Annotated in this window: 29 protein-coding genes; 18 read left to right on the top strand and 11 right to left on the bottom strand. The window is 66.1% G+C overall.

The window, feature by feature from the left end; translation table 11 throughout:
* Positions 1–73: 73 nt before the first annotated feature.
* The 3 genes from ACV095_RS03065 to ACV095_RS03055 all read right to left on the bottom strand — a co-directional run bounded on the left by ACV095_RS03065 (position 74) and on the right by ACV095_RS03055 (position 3,554).
* Complete coding sequence (locus ACV095_RS03065; protein ID WP_056391468.1) at positions 74–1,258, bottom strand: fatty acid desaturase family protein; 1,185 nt, start codon at positions 1,256–1,258, stop codon at positions 74–76.
* A 13-nt stretch (positions 1,259–1,271) separates the two neighbouring features.
* Positions 1,272–2,369 carry a ferredoxin reductase gene (locus tag ACV095_RS03060; protein WP_056391470.1) on the bottom strand — a complete coding sequence of 366 codons (1,098 nt, stop codon included), beginning with the start codon at positions 2,367–2,369 and terminating at the stop codon, positions 1,272–1,274.
* Positions 2,370–2,525: 156 nt separating this feature from the next.
* Positions 2,526–3,554, bottom strand: a complete 1,029-nt coding sequence (locus ACV095_RS03055) for an LLM class flavin-dependent oxidoreductase (protein WP_223992675.1) — start codon at positions 3,552–3,554, stop codon at positions 2,526–2,528.
* 126 nt (positions 3,555–3,680) lie between these two features.
* On the opposite strand from ACV095_RS03055, the gene ACV095_RS03050 reads away from it, so the two are divergent.
* From ACV095_RS03050 to ACV095_RS03040, 3 genes are read left to right on the top strand one after another with little or no spacing between them, the layout of a single operon-like run.
* On the top strand, positions 3,681–3,968 hold the full coding sequence (locus ACV095_RS03050) for a YnfA family protein (RefSeq protein ID WP_478223409.1): 288 nt from the start codon (positions 3,681–3,683) through the stop codon (positions 3,966–3,968).
* Positions 3,969–3,977: 9 nt separating this feature from the next.
* Positions 3,978–4,373, top strand: coding sequence for a YidH family protein (locus tag ACV095_RS03045; RefSeq protein ID WP_056391475.1), 396 nt, complete (start codon positions 3,978–3,980; stop codon positions 4,371–4,373).
* Between the two features lie 4 nt (positions 4,374–4,377).
* Positions 4,378–4,713: a DUF202 domain-containing protein gene (locus ACV095_RS03040; RefSeq protein WP_144600246.1), complete on the top strand. Its 336-nt coding sequence runs from the start codon at positions 4,378–4,380 to the stop codon at positions 4,711–4,713.
* 14 nt (positions 4,714–4,727) lie between these two features.
* Here the strand turns inward: ACV095_RS03040 and ACV095_RS03035 are convergent, their stop codons facing one another.
* Positions 4,728–5,126: a hypothetical protein gene (locus ACV095_RS03035; protein WP_018770596.1), complete on the bottom strand. Its 399-nt coding sequence runs from the start codon at positions 5,124–5,126 to the stop codon at positions 4,728–4,730.
* An 85-nt stretch (positions 5,127–5,211) separates the two neighbouring features.
* Between ACV095_RS03035 and ACV095_RS03030 the strand changes: the two genes are divergently transcribed.
* The 3 genes from ACV095_RS03030 to ACV095_RS03020 all read left to right on the top strand — a co-directional run bounded on the left by ACV095_RS03030 (position 5,212) and on the right by ACV095_RS03020 (position 7,883).
* Positions 5,212–5,448, top strand: a complete 237-nt coding sequence (locus tag ACV095_RS03030; RefSeq protein WP_026265973.1) for a DUF2630 family protein — start codon at positions 5,212–5,214, stop codon at positions 5,446–5,448.
* A complete protein-coding gene (locus ACV095_RS03025; protein ID WP_142070975.1) occupies positions 5,448–6,242 on the top strand; it encodes a carbon-nitrogen hydrolase family protein in 795 nt (264 codons plus the stop codon). Before ACV095_RS03030 ends, ACV095_RS03025 begins: the two co-directional genes overlap by 1 nt.
* Before the next feature lie 321 nt (positions 6,243–6,563).
* On the top strand, positions 6,564–7,883 hold the full coding sequence (locus ACV095_RS03020; protein ID WP_018770599.1) for an ammonium transporter: 1,320 nt from the start codon (positions 6,564–6,566) through the stop codon (positions 7,881–7,883).
* 24 nt (positions 7,884–7,907) lie between these two features.
* Here ACV095_RS03020 and ACV095_RS03015 read toward each other — a convergent pair whose 3' ends face one another.
* Positions 7,908–8,534 (bottom strand): PadR family transcriptional regulator, encoded by a 627-nt coding sequence (locus ACV095_RS03015; protein WP_018770600.1) that lies wholly within the window; start codon positions 8,532–8,534, stop codon positions 7,908–7,910.
* 178 nt (positions 8,535–8,712) lie between these two features.
* Here ACV095_RS03015 and ACV095_RS03010 point away from each other — a divergent pair, with 178 nt between their 5' ends.
* Complete coding sequence (locus ACV095_RS03010; RefSeq protein ID WP_478222880.1) at positions 8,713–10,884, top strand: transglycosylase domain-containing protein; 2,172 nt, start codon at positions 8,713–8,715, stop codon at positions 10,882–10,884.
* A 133-nt stretch (positions 10,885–11,017) separates the two neighbouring features.
* Here ACV095_RS03010 and ACV095_RS03005 read toward each other — a convergent pair whose 3' ends face one another.
* From ACV095_RS03005 to ACV095_RS02995, 3 genes are all read right to left on the bottom strand, one after another.
* Positions 11,018–11,617, bottom strand: coding sequence for a DnaJ family domain-containing protein (locus tag ACV095_RS03005; RefSeq protein ID WP_018770602.1), 600 nt, complete (start codon positions 11,615–11,617; stop codon positions 11,018–11,020).
* A gap of 156 nt (positions 11,618–11,773) precedes the next feature.
* Complete coding sequence (locus ACV095_RS03000) at positions 11,774–12,271, bottom strand: SRPBCC family protein (RefSeq protein WP_018770603.1); 498 nt, start codon at positions 12,269–12,271, stop codon at positions 11,774–11,776.
* 12 nt (positions 12,272–12,283) lie between these two features.
* Positions 12,284–12,616 (bottom strand): ArsR/SmtB family transcription factor, encoded by a 333-nt coding sequence (locus ACV095_RS02995; protein ID WP_018770604.1) that lies wholly within the window; start codon positions 12,614–12,616, stop codon positions 12,284–12,286.
* A gap of 82 nt (positions 12,617–12,698) precedes the next feature.
* On the opposite strand from ACV095_RS02995, the gene ACV095_RS02990 reads away from it, so the two are divergent.
* Positions 12,699–13,424, top strand: a complete 726-nt coding sequence (locus ACV095_RS02990) for a Type 1 glutamine amidotransferase-like domain-containing protein (RefSeq protein ID WP_478222879.1) — start codon at positions 12,699–12,701, stop codon at positions 13,422–13,424.
* A gap of 31 nt (positions 13,425–13,455) precedes the next feature.
* Here ACV095_RS02990 and ACV095_RS02985 read toward each other — a convergent pair whose 3' ends face one another.
* On the bottom strand, positions 13,456–14,190 hold the full coding sequence (locus ACV095_RS02985) for a GAF and ANTAR domain-containing protein (protein ID WP_018770606.1): 735 nt from the start codon (positions 14,188–14,190) through the stop codon (positions 13,456–13,458).
* A 67-nt stretch (positions 14,191–14,257) separates the two neighbouring features.
* Here ACV095_RS02985 and ACV095_RS02980 point away from each other — a divergent pair, with 67 nt between their 5' ends.
* From ACV095_RS02980 to ACV095_RS02955, 6 genes are all read left to right on the top strand, one after another.
* On the top strand, positions 14,258–14,977 hold the full coding sequence (locus ACV095_RS02980) for a GAF and ANTAR domain-containing protein (protein ID WP_223992695.1): 720 nt from the start codon (positions 14,258–14,260) through the stop codon (positions 14,975–14,977).
* Positions 14,978–14,986: 9 nt separating this feature from the next.
* Positions 14,987–15,337: a hypothetical protein gene (locus ACV095_RS02975; protein WP_478222878.1), complete on the top strand. Its 351-nt coding sequence runs from the start codon at positions 14,987–14,989 to the stop codon at positions 15,335–15,337.
* A gap of 100 nt (positions 15,338–15,437) precedes the next feature.
* On the top strand, positions 15,438–16,169 hold the full coding sequence (locus tag ACV095_RS02970; RefSeq protein ID WP_018770609.1) for a GAF and ANTAR domain-containing protein: 732 nt from the start codon (positions 15,438–15,440) through the stop codon (positions 16,167–16,169).
* A gap of 319 nt (positions 16,170–16,488) precedes the next feature.
* A complete protein-coding gene (locus ACV095_RS02965; protein ID WP_018770610.1) occupies positions 16,489–16,683 on the top strand; it encodes a hypothetical protein in 195 nt (64 codons plus the stop codon).
* Between the two features lie 273 nt (positions 16,684–16,956).
* Positions 16,957–17,394 (top strand): SRPBCC family protein, encoded by a 438-nt coding sequence (locus ACV095_RS02960; protein WP_478222877.1) that lies wholly within the window; start codon positions 16,957–16,959, stop codon positions 17,392–17,394.
* 86 nt (positions 17,395–17,480) lie between these two features.
* Positions 17,481–18,518 (top strand): nitronate monooxygenase, encoded by a 1,038-nt coding sequence (locus ACV095_RS02955; protein WP_478222876.1) that lies wholly within the window; start codon positions 17,481–17,483, stop codon positions 18,516–18,518.
* A 93-nt stretch (positions 18,519–18,611) separates the two neighbouring features.
* Here the strand turns inward: ACV095_RS02955 and ACV095_RS02950 are convergent, their stop codons facing one another.
* Positions 18,612–19,652: an NAD(P)-dependent alcohol dehydrogenase gene (locus ACV095_RS02950; RefSeq protein WP_018770612.1), complete on the bottom strand. Its 1,041-nt coding sequence runs from the start codon at positions 19,650–19,652 to the stop codon at positions 18,612–18,614.
* Positions 19,653–19,797: 145 nt separating this feature from the next.
* Positions 19,798–20,814, bottom strand: a complete 1,017-nt coding sequence (locus tag ACV095_RS02945) for a zinc-dependent alcohol dehydrogenase family protein (protein ID WP_018770613.1) — start codon at positions 20,812–20,814, stop codon at positions 19,798–19,800.
* Positions 20,815–20,954: 140 nt separating this feature from the next.
* Here ACV095_RS02945 and ACV095_RS02940 point away from each other — a divergent pair, with 140 nt between their 5' ends.
* The 4 genes from ACV095_RS02940 (at position 20,955) to ACV095_RS02925 (ending at position 24,908) form a co-directional block, all read left to right on the top strand.
* On the top strand, positions 20,955–21,848 hold the full coding sequence (locus ACV095_RS02940; RefSeq protein WP_026265975.1) for a helix-turn-helix transcriptional regulator: 894 nt from the start codon (positions 20,955–20,957) through the stop codon (positions 21,846–21,848).
* 356 nt (positions 21,849–22,204) lie between these two features.
* Positions 22,205–23,323, top strand: a complete 1,119-nt coding sequence (locus tag ACV095_RS02935) for an ABC transporter substrate-binding protein (protein WP_056391507.1) — start codon at positions 22,205–22,207, stop codon at positions 23,321–23,323.
* On the top strand, positions 23,320–24,174 hold the full coding sequence (locus tag ACV095_RS02930) for an ABC transporter permease (protein ID WP_223992704.1): 855 nt from the start codon (positions 23,320–23,322) through the stop codon (positions 24,172–24,174). Before ACV095_RS02935 ends, ACV095_RS02930 begins: the two co-directional genes overlap by 4 nt.
* Positions 24,150–24,908 (top strand): ABC transporter ATP-binding protein, encoded by a 759-nt coding sequence (locus tag ACV095_RS02925; protein WP_478222875.1) that lies wholly within the window; start codon positions 24,150–24,152, stop codon positions 24,906–24,908. The genes ACV095_RS02930 and ACV095_RS02925 overlap by 25 nt, the downstream gene beginning before the upstream one ends.
* Positions 24,909–24,924 lie beyond the last annotated feature (16 nt).

Here is a 24,924-nt window from a genome sequence, read left to right as displayed (position 1 = left end):
AGGCCGCCAACGCAGAAGTGACCCGGCCGGGCAGCGCCGGCCGGGTCACTTCCCGGGTTTTGCTTTGAGGCTTCTAGGCCCGCGCAGCCTTGCCGGGCAGGGCCAGCTTGAAGACCTTGGCCCAGGACGAACCCACCTGCTTCAGCAGCGGGCCGGTGGTGTACTTCAGGCCATAGCGCTGGCAGATCTCGCGGACCTTGGGCGCCACCTCGGCGTACCGGTTGGAGGGCAGGTCGGGGAAAAGGTGGTGCTCGATCTGGTGCGAGAGGTTGCCGGTCATGAGGTGCATGAACTTGGAGCCCGAGATGTTCGCCGAGCCGATCATCTGCCGCACGTACCAGTCACCGCGGGTTTCGCCGTCAACCATCTCTTCGGTGAAGGTGTCGGTTCCTTCCGGGAAGTGGCCGCAGAAGATAACCGCGTGGGCCCACACATTGCGGACGGCGTTGGCAGTGATCGTGCCGAACAGCGCCTGCTTGCCGGATCCGGTCAGCATGGCGACGGCAGGAGTGGCCGCGTAGTCCTTGGTGAACTGGGTAACGACTTTCTTGCCCAGCGCCTTGAGGTCCTTGAGCAGGGCTTCCTTGGACTTGGTGCCTTCCTTGTACTCGGTCAGCTCGAGGTCGTAGATGGCGATGCCCCACTCGAAAACCGGCGCCAGGATGGCATTGAACAGCGGGTTGGCCAGGTTGATGGGCTTCCACGGCTGGTTCTCGTCCATGCGCAGAAGGTTGTATCCGACGTCGTTGTCCTTGCCCACCACGTTGGTCCAGCGGTGGTGCAGGTCATTGTGGGTGTGCTGCCAGGACCGCGAGGGCGTGACGAAGTCCCATTCCCAGGTGGTGGAGTGGATGTCCGGGTCCCGCATCCAGTCCCACTGGCCGTGCAGGATGTTGTGGCCCAGCTCCATGTTTTCCAGGATCTTGGCCAGGCTCAGCAGGGTGGTGCCGGTAACCCAGGCGGCTTTGTTCTTGCTGACCAGGAGGGCGGCGCGGCCGGAAATCTCCAGGCCGCGCTGGATCTTGATCATCCGGCGGATGTAGGCAGCATCCTCGGCCCCGCGCTTGGCCAGGACCTCGTCCCGGATGGCGTCCAGTTCGCGGCCGAGTTCAGCTACCTGCTCGTCGCTGAGGTGCGCGGCGGCCGGCGGGCGGACGGTGGGGCTGCCGGATTCGGCGAGTTTGCCCGGGCGCGTCCGTGAGGTGCCGGCGCTGGCTCCTCCGGCGGCCGTGGTCTTTGTGGGTGAGATGACAGTCATACGGTACTGCTCCTCAGAGTTCGAGGTTGACGGGTCCGGCGGCTGCCGAGACACACGTTTGGATAAGTTGGCCTGGTTCGCCATGGATTTCCCCGGTCCGCAGGTCGCGGACCTGGCCGGCCAGGAGCGGTGTGAGGCAGCTGTGGCAGATGCCCATCCGGCAGCCGCTGGGCATCAGCACCCCGGCGTCCTCGCCGATGTCCAGGATGGGGGTGTCGCCGTCGGCCTCCACCTCCCGGTCCGAGGCTTCGAAGGTGACCAAGCCGCCGTCGTGCCCTACACCGGCGTTGAAGGTGGTGTTGAAGCGCTCGATCATGAGGTTGCCGGCGTCTCCGGCAACGGCGACGTCGGTCCCCGGCGCCCGGGTGGTCAGCGCAGCGCGCTTCCAGAGGGCCTCGGCGTCGTCCAGGAAGCTGTCCGGACCGCAGGCGTAGGCAGCCCGGTCCTTCCAGTCGGGGCAGATTTCGTCCAACTCCTTGGTGCTGGAGAAGTCCATCCGCCCCTGTTCACCGGTGTACCAGTGGGCCAGGCGGAAGTTGGGGAACTGGTCCGCAAGCTCGGCCAGCTCTTCACGGAACAGGCTGTCGCCCGGGGTGCGTGCGGAGTGGACCAGCACGACGTCGGCATCCGGACGCCGCGGCACAAGCGTACGGATCATGGACATCACCGGGGTGATGCCACTGCCCGCCGTAACCATCAGCAGGGGCCGGGGGTGCTCCGGAAGCACGAAGTCGCCCTGCGGCGGAGCCAGGAACAGGACATCGCCGGGCTTGGTGGTGCGCACCAGCGTGCCGGACACGGCGCCGACGTCCGTGACGGTGATGGCAGGATCCTTGCCTGCCGGAGCGCTGAGCGAATAGGAGCGCCAGTGCCGGACGCCGTCCAGTTCGACGCCGATGCGGGCCCACTGACCGGCAAGGTGCGCCTTCCAGCCGCGGCCGGGGCGGAAGAAGATCGTGGCCGACTGGGCCGTCTCCTGGACCACGCGGGTGACCACGCCGCGCAGTTGCCTGGCTGAATAGACAGGGTTGAAAAGTGCCAGAATGTCTTCCGGCGCCAAAGGGGTGGTAAGCACTGAGGCCGCCTGGGCCAGCTGACGTAGCCGGATCATACGGTTAAGCCTAGAGCGGTGCGAGCCATATATCTCTCTCTCCGTCATATGACCGTTCCGCAGTCACACACTAGTTAAGGGCGCGAAGCCCCCACGCCGCACTATAAGAGTAACGGTTCGGTCTCACAAATTGTTCCCGCACCTGGTTTCCGCACCTTATTGGCGGCTCCAGCCCAGGGCCGGGGCGACGTGCCCGGCGATGTTTCCCAGCAACTTGGCGTTGAAGTCCACGCCCAATTGGTTGGGAACGGTCAGCAGCAGGGTGTCCGCTGCCTGCACTGCCGCATCGGCTGCGAGTTGTTCCGCCAGGAGGTCCGGCGCGCCCACGTAGCTCTTGCCGAACCTGGCAGTCAGTCCGTCGATAACGCCCACCTGGTCGCGGCCGTCACGAAGGGCGCTGCCGGCGAAGTAGTAGTTGTCCTCTTCATCCACGATGGGAAGGACGCTGCGGCTGACCGAAACACGCGGGGCATGGGTATGTCCTGCTGCCGCCCACGCGTCCCTGAACAGCTGGATCTGTTCGGCCTGGAGTTCATGGAAGGGGACACCGGTGTCCTCGGTGAGCAGTGTGGAGCTCATCAGGTTCATGCCCAGTTCCGCGGCCCAGACGGCGGTCTTCCTGCTGCCGGCGCCCCACCAGATCCGTTCCGCGAGGCCCGGGGACTGGGGCTGGACGGGGAGGAGGCCGGTGGCGCCGCCGGCGTACCTGGGGTCCGCCTCAGCCATGCCGGCACCCGTGATGGCCTTGCGGAAGACGGCGGTGTGGCGCCGGGCCATGTCGGCGTCGGTCTCCCCCGGCTGCGGCCGGTAGCCGAATGCCGACGCGCCTTCCCGGGCCGGCTCGGGTGACCCGCGGCTGATGCCCAACTGCAGCCTGCCACCGCTGATCAGGTCTGCCGCTGCAGCCTCCTCCGCCATGTACAGGGGATTTTCGTAGCGCATGTCGATGACGCCGGTGCCAATTTCGATCCGGCGGGTGCGGGCGGCGATGGCTGACAGGAGTGGGAAAGGTGATGCCTGCTGCCTGGCGAAGTGGTGGACCCGGAAGAATGCCCCGTCCACGCCGAGTTCTTCAGCGGCAACCGCCAGTTCGATCCCCTGGAGCAGGGCGTCCGCCGCCGTCCTGGTGCGCGAGCCCTGGCCGGGGCCCCAGTGGCCGAATGAAAGGAATCCTATGCGCTGCATACCTTGCCCAACTGTCCGGATACCGGTGGCATTCCCGGCTGGAATGATGGCTCCGTGGGCATTCCGGAGGAAACCGTCAGTATTTTCAAGGCCATTGTGTTGTTCGTGCTGGCCGCGGCAGCGGAGATGGGCGGCGCCTGGCTGGTGTGGCAGTCCGTCCGCGAAGGCAGGGACTGGTGGTGGGCCGGACTTGGCGTGGTCGCGCTCGGCGCCTACGGCTTCGTGGCCACCCTGCAGCCGGACGCGCACTTCGGCCGGATCCTGGCGGCCTATGGCGGGGTGTTTGTGGCAGGTTCCTTGGCATGGGGCATGGTCTTTGACGGCTTCCGCCCTGACAGGTGGGATATCACAGGCTCCCTGGTTTGCCTGCTGGGTGTCGCCGTGATCATGTTTGCCCCGCGGAGCGGCGGCTAAACTGGCCGGGTGACCAACAGTGAGCAGCCGCCCGGCCCGCCCCCGCGCGGAAAAATGGCCGAACGGCTGCTCCCCGGCGGCGAGGAACCGGACCCCCGCTTCACGCTTGCCAACGAGCGCACCTTCCTCGCCTGGATCCGCACGTCGCTGGCGCTGCTGGCAGGCGGCATTGCCGTTGAGGCGTTCACGTCCGGACTTTTTGTTGAGCCTGTCCGTAAAGGCCTCGCCGTCCTCCTGCTGCTGCTGGGCATGATGCTCAGCGGTGGTGCCGCGGTGCGGTGGCTTCGGGTGGAGCGGAGCATGCGCACCAGGGCCCCGCTGCCCCTGCCGTTTTTTGTGCCCCTGTTGGCCGGGGCAGGCGCGTTGGCTGCCGCCGTCGTCCTGGTCTTTATCCTCTGGCGCTGAGCCTGTGGCAGCCCATGCTCCCAGCCCCCACGGCGATCCCGGCCTCCAGCCCGAGCGGACCGCCCTGGCATGGGGCCGCACCATGCTGGCGTTGGTGACGGCGAGCGCCTTCTTCCTGCGCTGGCTACCCGTCTACGGGTTACCCATCCTGATGCTGCCGGCGATTTCCGGCGGCGCCGCCCTTGCCATCTACCTCACGCAGCGCCGCCGGTACCGGGCCAGGTCCCATGGCCTGGCAGGCGAAAGCATCGAAGCGGACCTGCCTGCCGTGCTCTGGACCGCTCTCGCCGGAGTGGTCCTTGGCGGACTTGGCATTGTTGTGGTCCTGATCAGTCCGTAGAACACAGCCGGTTCCTAGAACATCGGCAGGACGAAGCCGGCCAGGAGCGCTACCGAGCCGATCGCCGTCAGGCAGCGGCCCAGGACCGAGGCTGTCCTGCCGGCTTCCTCCGGCGCGGTGGTCTGCCACTGCGTTGGGCGCTTGGGGTGGTAATAGATGGGGAGGGTGTCTCCCGCCGCCATGTCCCTGATGTCGTAGGGAGACATGGGGGCGTTGTGGACCTGGTGCTTCCGGTCGAACCAGCGGAACCCCACGCCGGTGGAATCGGAGTACACCACGGCCTCGGCCACGTCCCAGGGGTGCACGAAGCGGCGGAGGAAGCCGGTGTAGAAAAGCAGTCCCAGCCCGGCGGGCAGGCACAACCAGGTGAGCACTTCCAGGATGGGACCTGCCATATCGAGCGCAGTGGGCATGAAGTTGATGGTACCGCGCGGGGACTGGTGGCTTCAGCACCTGATCCGTACGCTGAAGGTGACCGGTCCGGAGTTAGGGGAAGCCATGAATGATCAGGACATTTTGACGCACATCCAGGCCCTGGTGGAGGAGGAGCACTCGCTGCGCGAGGGATCGGGCAGCGGGCAGGCCCCGGACCCGGCGCGGTTGAAGTACGTGGAAGAAAGCCTGGACCAGTGCTGGGACCTGCTGCGCCAGCGCCGGGCCAAGAAGGATTCCGGGGAGAACCCGAACGACGCCGAGGCCCGCCCCATCAGCGAGGTTGAGGGCTACCGGCAGTAATGCGTATTGCAGTAGCGCAGATCATCAGCGGTGCAGACACCGCCGCCAACCTTGAACTGATGTGGGACTACGCCGCGCAGGCCAGTAATGCGGACGCGCAGTTGGTTGTGTTTCCCGAAGCGACGATGCGCGCGTTCGGGCACTCCCTCAGGGACATTGCCGAGCCCCTCGACGGCCCGTGGGCCAGCGAGGTCCGCAGGATGGCCCGGGAGCTGGAGATCACGATTGTGGCCGGCATGTTCACGCCGGGGAAGGACGGCCGCGTCCGCAACACGCTGCTGGTCACCGGACCCGGTGTGGATGCTTCCTACGACAAGATCCACCTCTTCGATGCCTTTGGGTTCACGGAGTCCAAGACAGTGGACGCAGGGGAAGGGCCGGTTACGTTCGAACTCGACGGGACCGTCTTCGGCCTTGCCACCTGCTACGACGTGCGCTTTCCCGGCCTGTTCACGGCAAACGCGAACGCGGGGGCGCAGGTGAACATCGTGTGCGCATCCTGGGGCGCCGGGGAGGGCAAGGCCGAGCAGTGGGACCTGCTGGTTCGCGCACGGGCGCTGGACAGCACCGCGTTCGTGATTGCCTGCGGCCAAGGGGATCCCGAAACCGTCGGCGCTGGTCCCGCCGGAACAGCACCCACGGGAATCGGCCACAGCGCGGTTGTGACCCCACTCGGCAAACCGCTGGTGACCCTTGGCGGAAAACCCGAACTCGCCGTCGTCGATATTGACCCCGCCACGGTGGCCGACGTACGGGCCAACCTGCCGGTCCTGGCCAACGCGCGCAGGTTCTGACCTGTGAGCTGCCGTTCATAGCTCTGAAACAGAAGGCCAAGCAGGGTACGACGGCGTTTCTCACCTTAGGTGCGCTGCGTCGCCTGTGCCGGCGGGGAAGTTTTGGGAAGGTGCCAGCGTGGGTGGCTCCGGCCAGAGAAGCCGTTTACATTCCCGAAACATACCGGATACGTGAACTTCACGCGGGAGCGATTTGTGTAACGTGCCTGCAACTTTAAGCGGCATTGACTGAAACACGCGACGCCAAAAATGGATCCCGGGGGAAATGCTTGGGGCCAAAACGGGCCCCGGACCAAGATCACGTTGCGAAGGGACCCACCGGTGGAAATCACTGCCCAACACGTCTGGCTGATGATTTCGGCCGCCATGGTACTGCTGATGACCCCTGGGCTCGGCCTCTTCTACGGCGGCATGACCCGCGCCAAGGCCGCGCTGAACATGATCATGATGAGCTTCATCTCCGCCGGGATCGTGGGCGTGGTGTGGGTTCTCTGGGGTTACTCCATGACTACCGGAGACGGCATCCTGGGGCTCTTCGGCAATCCCTTCACGAGTTTCGGCCTGCAGAACCTGATGGGCTCGCCGGACCTCCTCAAGGCCGGTTACAGCGCCACCTTCGCCATCATCACCGTGGCCCTGATCAGCGGCGCCATCGCCGACCGCGCGAAGTTCAGCGCATGGGCACTGTTCGTTCCCGTGTGGATCACCCTGATCTACTGCCCTCTCGCCTACATGATCTGGGGTGGCGGGCTGATGAGTGCAGGCGGGGCCGTCACCGCAATCTTCGGCCAGGTCATCGATTTCGCCGGTGGCGCCGTGGTGGAAATCAGTTCAGGAACTGCCGCGCTGGTGCTGGCCATCATCGTGGGCCAGCGCCACGGCTTCGCTAAGGACCCCAATCACCGCCCCCACAACCTGCCCTTCATCATGCTGGGCGCGGCCATCCTGTGGTTCGGCTGGTTTGGCTTCAATGGCGGCGCCGCAACCAGCGCTGAACAGGCCGGCCTCATCTGGATCAACACGCTGGTGGCCCCCGCCGCGGCCATGCTCACCTGGCTCATCACCGAAAAGATCCGCCACGGGCACCCCACCTCCCTGGGCGCCGCCTCCGGCGTTGTGGCCGGCCTTGTGGCCATCACCCCTTCCTGCGCCAACGTCAGCCCGGTGGCAGCAATCGGCCTGGGCCTGGTGGCGGGAGCGGCATGCTGCGTATTCGTGGACCTCAAGTACCGGTTCGGCCTTGATGACTCCCTGGACGTGGTGGGCGTCCACCTGGGGGCCGGCCTCATTGGCACCCTGTCCCTGGGATTCATCGCCCTCCCCGTGAACGGCCAGGGCGGCGGCCTCTTCTACGGCGGCGGTGTCCAGCAGCTCATCGCCCAGACAGCCGCCGTCGTCATCACCCTGCTGCTGTCCGGACTTGGCACGGCGGTCATTGCGCGGGTCATCAACAAGGCGGTGGGCTTCCGCGTCAGCCACGAGGCCGAGACCGCCGGCGTGGACCTGTCCGAGCACGCCGAGACCGCCTACGCGTTCGGCGAGATCGGAGCAGGCTTCAACCCCCTGCGCCAGGCAGCTGCGCACATCCCAACCGCTGCTGCTCCCGCGGAGCGGCACGCCCGGGAAGACTCCTTCGCGTAGCTTCCGCAGCCGCGGCCTAAGGATCTAGTCCGCAAGGATTTTGTAAAGCGCCCGGCGGGTTTCGTCCATCTTCTCGATCGCAGCAGCACGCTGTTCCTGGGTCACGCCGGTGCGGAACTGATGGATGGCGCCCAGGAGCTTGCCGATGCTTTGGTGGAAGTCCCTGTCGGCGCTGTCCGGTTCGGCGTTCCAGGCGTTCTCCATCTCCTCGGCATGCTCTGCCACATAGGCCCTGCCTGCGTCCGTGAGTGCGAACTCGGTCCCGCGGCCTTCACTGAGCGCCTCGATCAGGCCCTCATCCACCAACTGCTGGAGCGTGGGGTAAATGGATCCCGGGCTTGGCCGCCACATTCCGCCGGTCTTTGCGGCGATGGTCTTGATCAGTCCGTAACCATTGGATGGCGCCTCCGCAAGGAGCGAGAGGATGGCTGCACGGACATCGCCCCGGCTGGCCCGCCGGCCGCCCCGCCCGAAACCCGGGCCAAAGCCCGGCCCGAATCCGGGTCCGAAACCAGGTCCAAAACCAGGTCCGAAACCGGGACCAAAGCCCGGACCCCGGTGCCCGTGCGGTCCCCTGTGGCCCCTCCCCCGCTCGAAGCGGCCCTTGCCGAATTCCGGGCCGGGATTCCTGTCATCAAATATGCCTTTCATGGTGGCATGGTCCTTTCGTTTTCAGAAGCTCGCTGTTTTGTTCAGCGATAGTTAACGATATGTCGGTAACTATCGCTCGGTCAATGGTTTGGTGTGACCAAATCCTGACCTTCCGCCACTGTTTCGGCCCTTGGCAGGGGCGTATCCTGTTCCCACCTCACAGGACGAGGGCTGAGGAATGGTGAAGAAGCGGAAGCGCAGGGGCGGTTTTGGCGCGGCCCTGGGACGGATCCTGGGGTTCCTTGCAGCGAGCGTCATGTGCGGCGTGCTGGCAGCCAGCCTGGTGGTTCCGGCTGTGGCAGCCGCCGGGATGGGCGTCAGTTCCTCCATTGGCTTCTTCGAAAGCCTGCCGGCGGAATTGACGGTGCAGCCGCCGTCGCAGGCTACGAAGGTCCTGACCGCCGATGGGCAACCGATCGCCACGTTTTACGCGGAGAACCGTGTGCGGGTACCGCTGGACCAGATGTCGCCCTTCATCAAGACCGGCATTGTCGCCATCGAGGACAGCAGGTTTTACGACCATGCGGGTGTTGATCCGCAGGGGATCCTGCGGGCGATGGTGTCCAACCTGACCAAGGGCGGCGAGCAGGGCGCCTCGACCATCACCCAGCAGTACGTCACCAACGTCCTGAACGAGGCACAGCTCTCACAGGACAGGCCGGACGCGGTGGTGCTGAACGGGCAGAAGACCCTTGGCGACAAACTGCGGGAAATGAAGCTCGCCATCACGCTGGAGAAGAAGTACACCAAGGACCAGATCCTTGAGGGTTACCTCAACATCGTGTTCTTCAGCAGCAACGCCTACGGAATTGAAGCCGCGGCACGCTACTTCTTCAGCACCAGCGCGAAAGACCTCACCCTTCCCCAGGCAGCCTTGCTGGCCGGGCTGGTCAACAGCCCAACCCTGTACAACCCGGCCACCAACCCGGACAAGTCCATTGTGCGCCGCAACCAGGTCCTGTCCGAGATGCTGCGCCTGCGCAAGATCACCCAGGCCCAGCATGACGAGGCCGTGGCCGCTCCGATTGAATTGAAGATCACGCCCCAGCAGCAGGGTTGCGCCAATGCGGCCATCGCGCCGTACTTCTGCGATTACATCTCGCACCTGATCCTCAACAATCCTGCCTACGGCCCGACGGAACCTGAGCGGGAACGAAGGCTGTACCGGGGTGGGCTCACTATCGTCACCACCCTGGACAGCAGGCTTCAGGCCGCCGCACAGGCCCAGGTTGACGGAACCGCAGGCGCAAATCCTGACCGGTGGGCAGCTTCGCTGCTAACCATCCAGCCCGGCAGCGGCAAGATCCTGGCGATGGCCCAAAACACGGTGTTCCTTCCGCAACCCGGCAAGTTCGACACCAACCTCAACTTCAACGTGGATGCCAAGGACGCCCAGGGCAACGACCTGAACGGCGCCGGAGGTTTCCAGCCCGGGTCCACCATGAAGCCCTTCACCTTTGCGGAGTGGCTGAACGAGGGAAAGTCGATCACCGCCGAAGTGGACGCCTCACGCCGCGTCTATCCCCTGGGGTTCCCGTGGAAGGACAGCTGCGGAAAGGTGCTGGGAGCCTACAGCACCGCGCAGGCAAACCCCGCCCTTGGTGCTGCCGACGACCTGCAGAATGCCGAGGACGGCTTCTACCGGCCGATGCCCGTCAACTACGGCCTGTACAACTCGATCAATACCGCCACCTTCGCCGCGGCGGCACAGCTGGACTTCTGCGGCATCCAGAAAATGGTGGATGCCGTCGGGCTGCACAGTGGCCTCGACAGCACCCCGGTCAACATGCACCAGCTGGGCAACCTGCTGGGCGGAACCGGCGTTGCCCCCCTTACCCTTGCCAATGCCTTTGCCACTTTCGCCACGGACGGCCGCTTCTGCGCACCCATTGGACTGGTTGATGTCACGGATGCAGCCGGGGCGAAGCTGCCCGCCCAGGCCCCGGACTGCCACGATGCCGTCAAACCGGACGTAGCCCGCGGCGTCAACTCGGTACTGCAGGATGTCCTGAAGAAGGGCTCCGGTGTCTGGATCAACCCGAAGGTCCATGACAAGGTCCCCACCGCAGCCAAGACCGGGACCTCGAACAACAACGGTTCCACCTGGGTGGTGGGATACACCACCGGCATGGTCACCGCTTCCTTCTTCGGGGATGCCCTGGAAGGCCAAAAGCGGCCAGGACAAAACGTGACCATCAACGGCACCTTCTACCCCCGGCTGGACGGATACATGATCGCCGGTCCACAGTGGGCCAACTACATGCTCAAGGTGGCGCCGCTTTATCCCGCAACCCCGTTCGCGCCGCCTCCCGCTTCGATGATTGGTCCCAGCCCTACCCCGAAGCCGTAGGCCCTGGCTTCAGCGGAGCGGCAGACCTCAGGGTCCGACAGCGACAGCCACCCAAAAGCCCTATGTGGAAAACCAGCTGACCGCCGTTAACTGTCCCCCCATCTGCCAGTCGGCTCCATGAGCAGTGGAACCCTTATTCCTGGCCCGTCCCCTTCCATAACCGCTTCCACCAGGAACGCTGGGGCTCCGGTTCGGCAGGAACTTCCACACTCCGCGCCGCACGCCGGCTGCGCCAGCGCTCCACTTCCTCCTCCACGTCACGGGTCTTGGTGACCACCGGCGGCCCGCCCTGCAGCTGGCGGCGGGCATCGATCACGCGCCGGTTGAAATCCTGAAGGAGGTCCCGGACCTGCTGCTCGGTGTACTGGGTATCCAGCTTGGCTTCGAGCTCAGCGTCCTCGGCGCGGAGCAGGATGGCAGCCGGGCCCAGGCCGCTGATATGTTCCCGCTGGATCAGCCCCTTGACCCACCAGTCGGGATCGTACGAGTCCCCCAGGCCGGGGATCGGTTTGCCCGCGTACTTGAGGTTGTCGAACTTGCCCTGTGCCATGGCGTCCCGGACCAGGTACTCGGCGCGGGCGGCATCACTGACTTTCCTCCGCTTCTCACGCTCCCTCTCGTCGAGGGCGTCCAGCGCGGCTTCCTCCTCGGCACTGATGCCGGCGCCGCGGTATGAACGGAGCTCCACTGCCCTCTCCAGGCGCTTCCGGAAATCCCCTGTCCCGCCGCTCATTGCTGCCACCGCCTTCCCTCGGCCTGAACCACCTTCAAGTATTTCAACGGGCGGCTTCCTTGTTCAACGGCAAAGGTGGGCGGACGACGGCGGGACGTCCCGCCGTCGTCCGCCCACCAGATGCTGTGGCGGGAGTTCGTCGTGGCAACCGTGCAGTCAGGCGTTGGCGTGCTCGGCGAGGATGCCGTCGATCTGGCCCACGGCTCCCTTCAGGCCCTCCTCCATGCCCATGGCCACCATCTGCTCCAACTGCTCCTCGGATTCAAAGGACGATTGGATGGTCATGCGGGTACGCTCCCCCAGCGGCTCCAACGTGACCGTGGCGTGGGTGACGCCCAGGTCGCCGGTGGGATTGCCGTCGTCGTCCGCGAACCCGTCGTCGAACTGCAGCGTCCGCGGGGCATCAATCGCTGTGAATTCCCACCAGCCGTGGGCCTTCTCCCCCTCCGGGCCGGTCATGTAGTAGTTGGCACGGCCGCCGGGGACGAATTCCAGTTTGTGGAATGTGGCCGGCCAAGTGGGTGGGCCCCACCAGCGCTCCAGCTGGCGGGGGTCCTCCCACAGCTGCCACACACGATCGACGCCGGCGTCGAACTCTGCGACCAGGGTGAGGGTCAGCGCCTCCGGGTTCTTGTCCATAGTGATGACTGCCATGGCAATGCCTTCCTAACCTTCAGCGAGAATGTCTGCCATCCTGGCGGCGCGCTGCCGCCAGATTTGTTCATATTCGTCGAGCAGCTGCCGGGCTTTCCGCAGTCCTTCATGATTGCCCCGCACGATCTGCTCCCTTCCGCGTTTTTCCTTGGTGACCAGGGATGCCCGCGCCAACACCGCCACATGCTTCTGGACGGCCGCAAAACTCATGGCATAAAGCGCTGCCAGGCCGGAAACGGAGTACTCGCCGACAGTCACCCGGCGGACGATGTCCCGCCTGGTGGAATCGGCGAACGCCTGGAAGAGGCGGTCCAGTTCAGTCTCAGTCAGCGTATCTACAACCATTTGGTTGTAGATTAGCCCTCAGTTGGACGTGCGTCAATGGTCCTGCCGTGGGCACCCCGGCCGTGCCGGTATCTTGAAGGCCATGAGCATCTTCCTCGCCGGGGCGGGCCCGGATCCGCTGGCATTCCAGGAGGTCTTCGACCGGTTCGCACTCGACGTCCGGGAACATGCCGGCCGCCGGACTCCCCGCATCGCCGTAGCCGTGCACCAACGCGGCGGCAACCTGCAGGAACTCGTGGCCGCCTGCGCCGAACCCCTCCAGGCCAGGATCGAGTGCGAAATTGCTGCCGTACCGCTTCCAGACGGCAAGCCTGCCGACCCCGGCGCTTTCGCGAAAGTCGATGCGGTGGTGGTGGGCGGCGGTCTCACACCGGCCTATTGGGAGGCCCTGCACCCCGCGGCCGCAACGATACGGCGCCTGGTTGCCGACGGCGCACCCTATCTGGGGTTTTCCGCCGGCGCCATGGTGGCACCCCGGCGGGCGTTGGTTGGCGGATACAAGGTCAACGGAGTGGAAGTTTGCGGCGAAGAGTGCTCGGAGGGCCTGGACTCAGTGGATATCCGCGAGGGTCTGGGGCTGGCCGGGTTTTCCGTGGATGTCCATGCCGCCCAGGCCGGGACCTTGAGCCGTGCCGTGGGCGCCGTGGCAGCTGGCCTGGTGGAAAGGACGGTGGCCATTGACGAGCAAACAGCCGTGGTTTTAGCGGCCTTGGGCGACGGGGACTACGACGTCATCGGCAGCGGCCACTGTTGGGACGTTCACCGAAGCGGAGGGACCGCCGTCGTATCCGTAAGATCTGCATACTGACCGGGCCGGGATCAGGTTGGCAACCTGCCGGCTACGAGTCGAAGTGCGTGCGGACGCTGGTGCCGGACAACTGCTCAATCAGTTCCTTGGCAACATCCCGGAGCTTACGGTTGCGGTTGCTTGAGACCTTGGTGAGGATCTCCATCGCCTCTTCCTGCGAGCACCGGTTCTGCGCCATGATCACGCCGCAGGCCAGATTGATGGCGGTCCTGCTCTCAAGGGCGGCTTCCAGGTCGTCGGCCCGGTTTTCGCTCGTGTTGATGCGCACGGAGAGCTGCATGGTGTTGTGGGCGGCACCAGCGAAACCAACTGCCTTATCGTATACATCAGCGGTGAACGCGTGGGGTTTGGCGGCGAAAAAGTTCAACGCCGCCCTTGCATCACCGGTTATCACCAACGGCACGCCAAGGCTGCTGCGCACGCTGTGTTCGGCCAGCTTCTTGTTGAAGTCCGGCCATCTCGGGTCTTCTGCGACGTCGTCAATCATGATCGGAGTCATCTCCCGGAGGGCACGGACGCAAGGCCCGTCGCCCAACAGCTGCTCTATGTGGTCGAGCTCCAGCGCACGGTCGCTGCTGCCGGCTGCAGTGGCAGGACGCCGCCGGACTTTGAGGGTGACAGCACACTCGATCGTGTCGTTCGCAGCTTCGGAGACCGCTGCGGCAGCCATGCCCGACAGCCCGGACAGGAAATCCACAATGCCCTCCGCGCCCACCAGGATTTCCTGCAGCTGACGGACCGACTCGTTATCTGCTGATGTCGACATGCTGCAATCCTACTGTTGCAGCCAAGCGGCGCGTGGAGACGCCAAGTGGTTAACATATGCTGGAGAGATGCCCCAGCACCTGCCCATTGACGAGCTCAGCATTGTGATTGCTCGGATTCAGGGATTGTTGCTGACAGAGGAAAAGGTGGGCACCGCGGTCAGCCTCCTGGCGCGGGCCGCCAAGGAGTCAGTCCCGGGCACCATCGGTGCTGGCGTGTCCCTGCTTGACTCCCGGGGCCGGCGGACCAGCAGCGGCTACACCGACGGGGTGGTGGAACAGGCTGACGCCGAACAGTACCGCCATGGCGAAGGTCCCTGCCTGACAGCCTGGGCGGCAGAGATTCCCGTCCTGGTCCAGGACCTCCACGACGACATGCGGTGGCCGCTATGGCGGGACTCGGTCCGGGAACTGCCCATCCGGTCAGTGGTGAGTGCACCGTTGATGGCCGGCAAGGAAGCGATCGGCGCCCTCAAACTGTATGCCGCCACACCGTCCGGCTACGACGAAACCAGCGTGCGGCTGATTCAACTGTTCGCCGGGCCGGCCGCGACCCTTCTGTCGCACGTCCAAGGAAGCGAAGCTCCGCGCAAAATGACGGAAGGGCTGCAGACTTCGCTCCACAGCAGGGATGTCATCAACCGCGCCTGCGGTGTGGTGATGGAACGCCTGGGCACGACGCACAAGGCGGCGCTGCAACAGCTGATGAACCAGGCGCGGAACGAGCGCACCACCCTGCTGAACATCAGCGAATCCATTCTGGCCGGGACGCCGGCGTCCGGGATTTAGGCAGCGCGGATGGGTTTCGATCCACACGAACCGGAACAAAGGCGCCGGCTCCGTGCAGCCCTCAGGGCAGCGGATATCTCCGTGTCGGAGCTGTGGTTGAAGTACTTTGGCATGTCCGGAGACGCAGGCGAATATGAGGTGGAGGCCTACCTGCAGGGCCTTCTCTCGCTGCCGCCGATCCAGCGCGACCTGCTGGCGCTTGCGGCGAACGAGTTGATTGACGAGCGGCCGCGGCCCCGTGCGCCCTACTCCAATGACTTCACATCCAGGCCGGAGGACGGGGAAGAGGATGCGGATGGGGATGCGGAAGGGGATGACGACGGCGGCAGCGAACCAGGCGCCGCCGCGCCAGGCCCCTGAAGCAGCATCAGTGAGACGGGCATCAAACCCTGTTCGGAATCCCCTTTACAGGCGTAGTGTCGAATAAAGGATCACTGGCGCAACTAGGGATTGAGGCCTTATGGCCAACAACGATGCAGTCACCACCGCAGACCAGTATCAGGATTTATTGCTCAACACCCCGGAATTTTCGCAGTTCCTCCTGGGCCTTGCGACCATATCCGCGTCGCAGCTGGGGGGCGACGGGGCGCCGGTGGCATGTACGGTCACCGTGGAGCGCGACGGCGCCCTGTCCACGTTTGCCTACAGCAGCGAAGAGGGCCGCCGGCTGGACGAGACCCAGTACGCCTTTGGCATAGGCCCATGCCTCGCCGCGCTCAGGGAGCAGCGCAGCGTATTGATCGACGACCTGCAGCTTGACCAGAGGTGGGCACCGTACACCTATGCCGTTGCAAAGCTGGGTGTGCGCTCGGTTTTGGCGGTACCCATCCGCACGGAGCCCCTTTCCCAAGCGGCCCTCAATTGCTACGCCCATGCTGTCCATGCCTTCGACCCCGAGACCGTCAAGCTGGTGGAGGACCAGGCGGCGTCGATGTCCCGCATCCTTCGGCTCGCACTGCGGCTCCACGCCCCTGAGGTCTTTTCCGAGGACCTGCGGGCCGCACTGAAGTCGCGCGCGGTGGTTGACGCGGCCATTGCGCTGGTTATGCTCCAGGCCCGCGGCGGCCGGGACGGCGCACTGGACCTCCTCCAGGCCGCTGCCGCATCCGGCAACCGCCGGATCCAGGAGATTGCGCAGGAGATCGTGGCGAGGGGCAGCCTTAATGCCGATCCGGGTGGGGGTAAAAGATGAATGCCAAATGGACCGGGGGCCGGACCAGCTGATCGAAGCCGACGAGCAAAGGCGTGGAGCAGCACTGCGCTTCCGTAAACGCCGGAGCGGACTGTGCGCCCGCTCACAAGTGATGAGAATCACTCGCAATAATAGGGCATTCTGGTTGAGCAGGCACTTTCGTCATGGGCACTATGGAAGGGCAGGGCCGGACACATCGGCCCTCGACATCCTGGTGACGCAATGAGGCCCACCGGTGAGCACCGGCCACCGATCCTCTGAGCGCGGACAGGCCAATTGACCGGACGCAGCGCCGGCTTGATACAGGAAAGTCTGAACAATGACGTTTAATACTGCCGAATCCGTGACCCTGAAGATCTGGGACCGTACCTCACTCCACGAGACCCTCGATTCCGCGGTCAGCGACCTGTCGTCGCGCCACAACACCACCACCTGCCGCATCGCTGTCACGTGCAGCGGGCCCAACACCTTCACCCTGAGTGTGCGCGGCGACGAGGCGGCACTGGCCCTCTAGGCACTCCCACCACCAGGGGGCGCGGACGACGCCGGGGAACCACCCGCCGTCGTCCGCGCCTTTTTTGCTGCCCGCAGCAGCAGTGGCACCAATCGCATAAATTCAGCGACGGAACAACCACGCAGATGTGCAAGCCCCAGGGCTTAGGCCCCTAGCCGCCCCCGCACGGCACCTATAGCGTCGATGGCCAGGGGCCGCCAGCGGCACCTGGCCATCCCCAAACAAGCCGGCAGAGAACACGAGGAGGATCCGATGGGGCATATCAAGGTGAGCATGCCGATTCAAGCACCCGTGGAGCGCGTCGTGGAGGTGGCATCCGACCCCAGGCACTGGGCCTCGTGGTGGGTCAACCTGGGCGAGGCCGAAAAGATCGAGGGCGACGGCGGCGTGGGCACGGTCGTCGAGCACAAATACCTCATGGCCGGCGTTCCCTTCCACGTCACCACGCGGGTAACCGGCAGGGAGCAGACCGCGGACGGTGGACAGCGGGTGCGCCTCGAGTTCGATGGCCCCCTCAAGGGCTGGCAGACGTGGGACTACGCCCCCGATGGGAGCGGCAGAACGCTGGTGACGGCTGAGTTCGACTACAACGTGCCCGGGAGCGCAATAGGAAAGTTTGCGGATGAACTCATCATCGAGCGCATGCAGGAACGGGCACGCCAACAGACGCTTGAGAACCTAAAGCTCCTGGTCGAAGCCGGGTCACCCTGACGCGGGCGGTTCCCACTGCCCCGTCGAGCGGGAGCGCGGAACGGCGTAGCATTCGTGAGGTACGCGCAGCAGGACGGGGAGGAAACATGGATACCCAGCAAAAGCCCGGCCGGTTCAGCCTCGGGTCCCTGGCAGTGCCGGTCATCCAGGCGCCGATGGCTGGCGGGCCCTCCACACCTCAGCTCGCGGCGGCCGCCACTGCCGCCGGCGGCCTCGGCTTCCTCGCGGCCGGATACAAGACCGCCGCGGCGATGCGCTCCGAGATTGAGACGGTGCGCTCACTCACCAGCCGGGCGTTCGGGGTCAACCTGTTCGTTCCCCAGCCGTCGGTCATCAGCCCGGCGTCCCTTCAGCAGTACGCGGCGTCCCTGGTCCCTGACGCCGAGCGCTTCGGTGTCAGCCTGGGCGAGCCACGGCATGACCATGACGACTGGGACAAAAAGCTCGAGGTCCTGCTGGAGCTCGCGCCGGCCGTTGTGTCCTTCACCTTCGACGTTCCCGCTACCGGGGTGGTCCAGGCCCTCCAAAAGCAGGGTGTGTATGTGGTCGCCACGGTGACGGACCGCGGCGAAGCGCTTCAGGCGCTTGAAGCAGGCGCCGACGCCCTGTGCGTCCAGGGCCCGGAAGCCGGCGGCCACCGCGGGACGTTCAAGGCGGATGTTCCGCCTCCCGAGGTGCCCCTGCATGGCATCCTCGAAGAGCTCTCCGACCTTGAGGTGCCGCTCATCGCGGCCGGCGGGATTGCCACGCCCGATGACACGCGGGCTGCCCTCGGCGTGGGTGCCGCGGCGGTCCAGGCCGGAACCGCCTTCCTCCGCGCGGATGAAGCGGGAACCAAGGCGGCGCACCGGGCCGCGTTGTCGTCATCGGAGCGGTTCACCACCACCGCCGTCACCCGCGCCTTCTCGGGCCGCAACGCCCGCGGCCTCTACAACGAATTCATGCGCCGCCACGACCCCGATGCCCCCTACGGCTACCCGGAGATCCACCACCTGACCACTCCCCTGCGGGCAGCGGCTGCAGCCGCCGGCGAGCCGGACTGGCTGAACCTGTGGGCCGGCATCAACTACCGGCATGCCGTGGACGGCCCCGCGGCGGCAATCCTCAAGAGTCTCGCCCCGTAGCGGGTTGATGCTTCTGCCACGGCTGCTGCTTCTGCCACGGACGACGGCGGGCCGGCCCCTTTCGGAGCCGGCCCGCCGCGCGGCGGTGGTGCTTTAGAGGGTGGCGGTGTCGATCACGAAGCGGTAGCGGACGTCCGAGGCAAGGACGCGCTCGTAGGCTTCGTTGATCTTCTCAGCCGGGATGACCTCGACCTCGGCGCCCAGGCCGTGCTCGGCGCAGAAGTTGAGCATCTCCTGGGTCTCGCGGATGCCGCCGATCATGGAACCGGCGAAGGAGCGGCGGCCGCCGATCAGTGCGAACGCATTGACGGGAAGCGGCTCGGCAGGAGCACCAACGTTGACCAGTGCGCCGTCAAGCTTCAGCAGGCCGAGGTAGGAGCTGATGTCGATTGAAGCGCTGACCGTGTTGATGATGAGGTCGAAGGAGCCGGCGAGCACCTCAAACGTGGCGGGATCGCTGGTGGCGTAGTAGCTGTCAGCGCCCAGGCGCAGGCCGTCTTCCTGCTTCTTCAGCGACTGGGACAGAACAGTCACGTCGGCGCCCATGGCGTGGGCGAGCTTGACGGCCATGTGGCCCAGGCCGCCGAGGCCGACGACGGCGACCTTCTTGCCGGGACCGGCGCCCCAGTGCCGCAGCGGGGAGTAGGTGGTGATGCCGGCGCACAGCAACGGTGCGGCCACATCGAGTTCGATGCCCTCGGGGATGGTCACCACGAAGTCCTCGGTCACCACAACGTGGGTGGAGTAGCCGCCCTGGGTGATGGTGCCGTCGCGGTCAACGGCGCCGTACGTGCCAACGTTGCCCTTGAGGCAGTACTGTTCCTCGCCCTTCTGGCAGTTGGCGCACTCCTTGCAGGAGTTGACCATGCAGCCAACACCAACACGGTCGCCAACGGCATGCTTGGTCACCGCGGAGCCCACCTCTGTAACGATGCCCGCGATTTCGTGGCCGGGAACCAGCGGGTACTGCTGCGGGCCCCAGTCGCCGCGGACAGTGTGGATGTCCGAGTGGCAGATGCCGGCGAACTTGATGTCGATCATGACGTCGTGGGGACCCACCTCGCGGCGCTCAATGGTGGTTGCCACCAGGTCCTCCGTGGCGGACGGGGATGCATAAGCCTTGACGGTAGTCATGGTTCTCCTGTGATCTGTTGGGGGATAACTGAAATGCTACCGGGGTTGTTCGGATCAAACCCCGGAAAAGGTGGGGCCAGCGTGGCCCTGTTGTACCTGGTCTTGGCAGTCCTACCCTCTGCAGCCTGGCCAAGCCGGTGAAACGTCAGGGCCGGAGGAGCACCTTGATGGCGCGGCGTTCGTCCATGGCCTTGTACGCCTCTGCTGCCTGGTCCAAGGGGAGTTCGAGGTCGAACACCTTTCCGGGGTTGATGTCGCCACGGAGGATCAGGTCGATCAGCTCGGGAAGGTACTGCCGCACCGGAGCGGGACCGCCGTGCAGGTGGACGTGCGAGTAGAACAGGTCCCGGCCTGGCAGCGCCACGTCATGGGAGACACCGACGAAGCCCACATGGCCGCCGGCACGGGTGGCGTGGATTGCCTGCAGCATGGATTCCTGCGTGCCAACGGCCTCGATGACCGAGTGTGCGCCGAGCCCGCCCGTGAGTTCCTTGATCTTCTTCACGCCTGCGTCCCCGCGCTCCTCGACGATGTCGGTGGCGCCGAATTCGCGGGCCAGGGCCTGCCGGTCGGCGTGGCGGGACATGGCAATGATGCGTTCGGCGCCCATCTGCTGTGCGGCCAGGATCCCCAAAAGCCCCACGGCGCCGTCGCCCACCACCGCCACGGTTTTGCCTGGTCCCGCTTCGGCCGCCTTGGCGGCAAACCATCCCGTGCCCAGGACATCGGAGGCGGCAAGCAGCGACGGAACCATGCCGGCGTCGGGCATCTCCGGCGTGGCCACCAGGGTGCCGTCCGCCAGCGGGACGCGCAGGTACTCAGCCTGCGCACCGCCCACGCCCTGCCGGTGGACGCAGCCGCTTTGGTAGCCGGAGCGGCAGATCTCACAGGTGTTGTCCGAGGCGAAGAAGGAGCCAACCACGAATTGGCCGGGGCGGACATTCTTCACGTCGGCGCCCACTTCTTCGACGATTCCCACGTATTCGTGGCCCATCGGCATGGGTTTGGCCAGTTTGTCTGCGCCCCGGTAGGGCCAGAGGTCGGACCCGCAGACACAGGCGGCAACGAGTTTGATGACCGCGTCGCTGGGCTGCCTGATGGCGGGTTTGTCACGGTCCTCGACGCGCACGTCTCCGGGGGCGTGCATGATGGCTGCGCGCATGCTGGGTCCTCCAAGGGGTGGAAAGCTGAAAACGGACAATCCCATCAAACCCGGCCCGGGGAACGTTAGCGAGGGCCCTGCTGTAACTGGTTCTGGCAGAACCTCCTTAGGGCGATGCCGATGGTCGTAACGTGGTCCCCATGGATAACCGAGCCGAGGTCCGACAGTTCCTGTCCTCCCGCCGTGGGCGCATCACCCCTGAGCAGGCCGGCATCGAACCGTACGGCGGCCGGCGGCGCGTACCGGGGCTGCGCCGCGAGGAGGTGGCCCGGCTGGCGGGCGTCAGCGTGGACTATTACACCCGGCTGGAACGCGGGAACCTCAGCGGCGTTTCGGACAGTGTCCTGGATGCCATTGCCGGTGCCCTGGAACTGGACCGCGCGGAACACGACCACCTCTACGACCTGGCCCGGGCGGCCAACACGTCGGGCCGGAAGAGGGCTGCGGGCGCAGGCGGGTCCGCGCCCTCGAAAGTGCGGCCCGAGCTGCAGTACCTCCTGGACACCATCACCGGGGCACCTGCGTTCATCGGCAACAACCGGATGGACATCGTGGCCGCCAACACCCTGGGCTACGCCCTCTACTCGGACATGTACCGTGCCCCGTCACGGCCGGCCAACCACTCCCGGTTCATCTTCCTTGACCCCCGGGCCCACAACTTCTACACCGACTGGGACCGGGCCGCCAACACCAATGTGGCCATCCTCCGCCGCGAGGCGGGCCGCAACCCGCATGACAAGGGCATCGCCGAACTCATCGGTGAGCTGTCCATGCGGAGTGACGAGTTCCGCACGCTCTGGGCAGCGCACAACGTCCGCCGCCACTACGCGGGGACCAAGTTCTTCCAGCACCCCGTGGTGGGCCTCCTGGAACTGAACTACCAGGTCCTGGGCCTGGAAGAGGACCCCGGGCACACGCTCACCGTGTATCCCGCCACTCCCGGCAGCCCTTCCGAGGAGGCCCTCAAGCTCCTGGCCTCCTGGGCGGCCACCGAAAAGATCGCGGACATGGCCCAGGGCCAAGTCCGCGCCTAGGCCACAGGGCTTCACCGGCCGCCGGCCTTCGCCCGCGCCTTGCCGTCCAGTCACATTAACCTCCGTTGCGGTTCGTGGCTCCGCGTTGCCTGGCTTGTCCCCATTGGTCCGCGTTTGTCGGCCGGATGGCGCCATAAGTAGCGCCGTTTCGCAGCGTTTAGCCTCCATTGCGTGCTGCTGGCCAACGCCCTGCGGACCGTGCTTGAGTGTTTTCACGGCACCGGCCAGGCCGTAAGCACCAGCCCAAAGCGCGGGCACGCCGCCGCGCCGACGGCCCCACCCACCTCACACGTCCACCCGGGCACACACCCCGGGGGCCGTCGTCGTACCCGGAATCTTTCCCCGAAAGGAACACCATGTCCTTCCCAGCACCCCCGCCCCACTCCAGCCCCGGCTCCCCGGCATTCACCCGCCGCCGTGCGCTGGGCGCACTTCTGGCGATTCCCGCCGTCGGCCTGCTGTCCGCCTGCGGCGGGACCGCCACCGCAGGCGGCGCCCGCATCAGCCAGGGCGCCCTGGAACCGCTGGCTGCCTCGGTGCCCGCCGGGACCACCATCAAGGTGGGCGATCCCAGCATCAAAGTGGCGCTGGAACTGTCCGGCCTGATCAAGGACCTGGACGGCTTCACGGTGGAGTTCGCCAACATCTCCGGCGGCCCGCAGACAACCGAGGCGTTCCGGGCGAACGCCCTGGACGTGGGGTCCGTGGCGGACATCCCGCCCATCCACGCCACCTGGACCGGCCTCGACGTCCGCATCATCGCCGCGGGCTACCGCCAGGATGCCGTGAACCATCCCATTTATGAGCTGGGCGTCGCCCCGGGAGCGGGCATCAGCCGCCTGGAAGACCTGCGCGGCAAGAAAGTGGCCTACAGCCCGGGCCAGGCGCAGGGTGCGCTGGTGCTGCGGATCCTGGACAAGGCCGGGCTCAGGCAGGAGGACGTCAAGCTGGTGGAGCTGCCCAGCACCGGGGACGCCTATGCCACGGCACTCGCCAGCAAACAGGTGGACGCCGCTCCCCTGGGCGGGGTCCAGATCAAGCGCTACCTGGCCAAGTTCAAGGCCGACGGCGCCACCACCATCCGCCACGGGCTGCGCGATGATCCCAGCCTCCTCTACTCCCCCGCCAAGGTCCTGGCCGATCCGGCCAAGGCCGCCGCCCTGGCCGCCTACGTGAAGGTCTGGGGCAAGGCGCAGCGCTGGATCGAAGACCACCCGGCGCAGTGGCTTGACGGCTACTACGTCAAGGACCAGGGGCTGTCCCGCGAGGACGGCCAATACCTGATCGATGCAACCGGCAAGCGCGACCTGCCCACCGCCTGGACCGAAGCGATCGCCAGGCACCAGGAAACCATCGACCTCCTGGCCCGCGAGCAGAAGAAGCCGCAGCTGACGGCGGCCGACCTGTACGACAGCAGGTTTGAAGCCCTCGCCGGCACGGCATTTGCGCCCGCCGGAAAGGCAGGTGCCGCATGAGCGCCGTACTGGACCGGCCCGTGGTGGCAGCCCACCAGGATCCGGCACCGGCAGGGCGGCCGGATGTGCGGCCCGCAGGGAAGCGGCTGGGGCCCGGACGACGCCGGCAGCTCGCCTGGGTGGGCCCGTCCGCCTTGCTGCTGCTGTGGACAGTCTCTTCCGCAACAGGGCTCCTGGACCCGCGCATCCTTTCCGAACCCTGGACCGTGGTGGCCACCGCCGGTGAGCTCATCGCGGACGGCCGGCTCCAGGAGAACCTGGCCATTTCCGCCCAGCGCGCCGGCCTGGGGCTCTTCTTCGGCATCCTGGTGGGCGCCGTCCTGGCGCTCCTGTCCGGGCTGAGCCGGGTGGGTGAGGCCCTCATCGACGGGCCCGTGCAGATCAAGCGCGCCATCCCCGGCCTGGCCCTGATCCCGCTGCTGATCCTGTGGTTCGGCATCGACGAGACCATGAAGGTCCTCACCATCACCCTGGGCGTCTTTGTCCCGGTGTACCTGCAGACGCATGCGGGCCTGCGCGGCATCGACCTGCGCTTCGTGGAGCTCGCACAGACCGTGGGGCTCAGCCGGGCCGGCTTCATCCGCAAGGTGGTCCTCCCCGGTGCCCTGCCCGGGTTCTTCCTGGGCCTGCGCTTCGCCGTGACCGGCGCCTGGGTGTCCCTGGTGGTGGTGGAGCAGATCAACGCCACCAGCGGCATCGGCTACATGATGGAGCTCGCCCGCACCTACGGCCAGACCAACATCATCGTCCTGGGCTTGGCCGTCTACGGCATCCTTGGCCTCCTCTCCGACGGCATTGTCCGCTTCATCGAACGAAAGGCCCTCTCATGGCAGCGCACCCTGGCGGGCTGACCGCCATCGGCCCCGCACGTCCCGTACGTTCCGCCGTTTCAGTCCGCGGGCTTATCCGCAGCTTCGGTACCAAGAGTGTCCTGAACGGCGTTGACCTGAACATCGCCCCCGGCGAGTTCGTGGCCCTGCTGGGACCCAGCGGCTGCGGCAAAAGCACCCTGCTGCGCGCCCTGGCCGGCCTGGACCACAACGTCCGGGGCAGCGGCGTGATCAGCGTCCCGGACCGCGTCTCCGTGGTTTTCCAGGACTCGCGGCTCCTGCCCTGGGACAGCGTGCTGGGCAATGTCACCCTGGGCGTCCGGGAGCACGACGCCGAAGCCCGCGCCCGCAAGGCCCTCGCCGAAGTGGGGCTCGCCGGACGTGAAAAAGCATGGCCGCACCAGCTGTCCGGCGGCGAACAGCAGCGCGTGGCGCTGGCCCGTTCACTGGTCCGCGAACCCCAGCTGCTGCTGGCCGACGAGCCGTTCGGCGCCCTGGATGCGCTGACCCGGATCAGGATGCACGGGCTGCTCCAGGACCTGGTGGCCGCGCACCGCCCAGCCGTCCTGCTGGTCACGCACGACGTGGACGAGGCCATCGCGCTTGCAGACCGGATCGTGGTCCTGGACCACGGCCGCATCGCCACCGTCCGCCCGGTAACGCCGGAGATCCGATCCTCCGCCGATGCGGCCGGGCATGAAGCCCTCCGCCGCGGCCTCCTCACCGATCTTGGCGTCGTCGGCGCCACCCACTGAACCACCAGACCCGAAG

The organism is Arthrobacter sp. JDC6, from assembly GCF_056484025.1.
The sequence above is the reverse complement of the archived record's forward strand: the minus strand, read 5'-3'. Positions and strand labels throughout refer to the sequence as shown.

Bases quoted from the DNA above. Each gene is read 5' to 3' on its own strand.
- ACV095_RS02960 (WP_478222877.1), top strand. From the start codon at position 16,957: ATGCCGATTCAAGCACCCGTGGAGCGCGTCGTGGAGGTGGCATCCGAC.
- ACV095_RS03005 (WP_018770602.1), bottom strand. From the start codon at position 11,617: ATGAGCGGCGGGACAGGGGATTTCCGGAAGCGCCTGGAGAGGGCAGTG.
- ACV095_RS02940 (WP_026265975.1), top strand. From the start codon at position 20,955: ATGGATAACCGAGCCGAGGTCCGACAGTTCCTGTCCTCCCGCCGTGGG.
- ACV095_RS02930 (WP_223992704.1), top strand. From the start codon at position 23,320: ATGAGCGCCGTACTGGACCGGCCCGTGGTGGCAGCCCACCAGGATCCG.
- ACV095_RS03000 (WP_018770603.1), bottom strand. From the start codon at position 12,271: ATGGCAGTCATCACTATGGACAAGAACCCGGAGGCGCTGACCCTCACC.
- ACV095_RS02970 (WP_018770609.1), top strand. From the start codon at position 15,438: ATGGCCAACAACGATGCAGTCACCACCGCAGACCAGTATCAGGATTTA.
- ACV095_RS02990 (WP_478222879.1), top strand. From the start codon at position 12,699: ATGAGCATCTTCCTCGCCGGGGCGGGCCCGGATCCGCTGGCATTCCAG.
- ACV095_RS03015 (WP_018770600.1), bottom strand. From the start codon at position 8,534: ATGAAAGGCATATTTGATGACAGGAATCCCGGCCCGGAATTCGGCAAG.
- ACV095_RS02925 (WP_478222875.1), top strand. From the start codon at position 24,150: ATGGCAGCGCACCCTGGCGGGCTGACCGCCATCGGCCCCGCACGTCCC.
- ACV095_RS03055 (WP_223992675.1), bottom strand. From the start codon at position 3,554: ATGCAGCGCATAGGATTCCTTTCATTCGGCCACTGGGGCCCCGGCCAG.
- ACV095_RS03065 (WP_056391468.1), bottom strand. From the start codon at position 1,258: ATGACTGTCATCTCACCCACAAAGACCACGGCCGCCGGAGGAGCCAGC.
- ACV095_RS02955 (WP_478222876.1), top strand. From the start codon at position 17,481: ATGGATACCCAGCAAAAGCCCGGCCGGTTCAGCCTCGGGTCCCTGGCA.
- ACV095_RS02950 (WP_018770612.1), bottom strand. From the start codon at position 19,652: ATGACTACCGTCAAGGCTTATGCATCCCCGTCCGCCACGGAGGACCTG.
- ACV095_RS03010 (WP_478222880.1), top strand. From the start codon at position 8,713: ATGGTGAAGAAGCGGAAGCGCAGGGGCGGTTTTGGCGCGGCCCTGGGA.
- ACV095_RS02980 (WP_223992695.1), top strand. From the start codon at position 14,258: ATGCCCCAGCACCTGCCCATTGACGAGCTCAGCATTGTGATTGCTCGG.
- ACV095_RS02995 (WP_018770604.1), bottom strand. From the start codon at position 12,616: ATGGTTGTAGATACGCTGACTGAGACTGAACTGGACCGCCTCTTCCAG.
- ACV095_RS02965 (WP_018770610.1), top strand. From the start codon at position 16,489: ATGACGTTTAATACTGCCGAATCCGTGACCCTGAAGATCTGGGACCGT.
- ACV095_RS03025 (WP_142070975.1), top strand. From the start codon at position 5,448: ATGCGTATTGCAGTAGCGCAGATCATCAGCGGTGCAGACACCGCCGCC.
- ACV095_RS03035 (WP_018770596.1), bottom strand. From the start codon at position 5,126: ATGCCCACTGCGCTCGATATGGCAGGTCCCATCCTGGAAGTGCTCACC.
- ACV095_RS02975 (WP_478222878.1), top strand. From the start codon at position 14,987: ATGGGTTTCGATCCACACGAACCGGAACAAAGGCGCCGGCTCCGTGCA.
- ACV095_RS03060 (WP_056391470.1), bottom strand. From the start codon at position 2,369: ATGATCCGGCTACGTCAGCTGGCCCAGGCGGCCTCAGTGCTTACCACC.
- ACV095_RS03030 (WP_026265973.1), top strand. From the start codon at position 5,212: ATGAATGATCAGGACATTTTGACGCACATCCAGGCCCTGGTGGAGGAG.
- ACV095_RS03050 (WP_478223409.1), top strand. From the start codon at position 3,681: ATGGGCGGCGCCTGGCTGGTGTGGCAGTCCGTCCGCGAAGGCAGGGAC.
- ACV095_RS02985 (WP_018770606.1), bottom strand. From the start codon at position 14,190: ATGTCGACATCAGCAGATAACGAGTCGGTCCGTCAGCTGCAGGAAATC.
- ACV095_RS02935 (WP_056391507.1), top strand. From the start codon at position 22,205: ATGTCCTTCCCAGCACCCCCGCCCCACTCCAGCCCCGGCTCCCCGGCA.
- ACV095_RS02945 (WP_018770613.1), bottom strand. From the start codon at position 20,814: ATGCGCGCAGCCATCATGCACGCCCCCGGAGACGTGCGCGTCGAGGAC.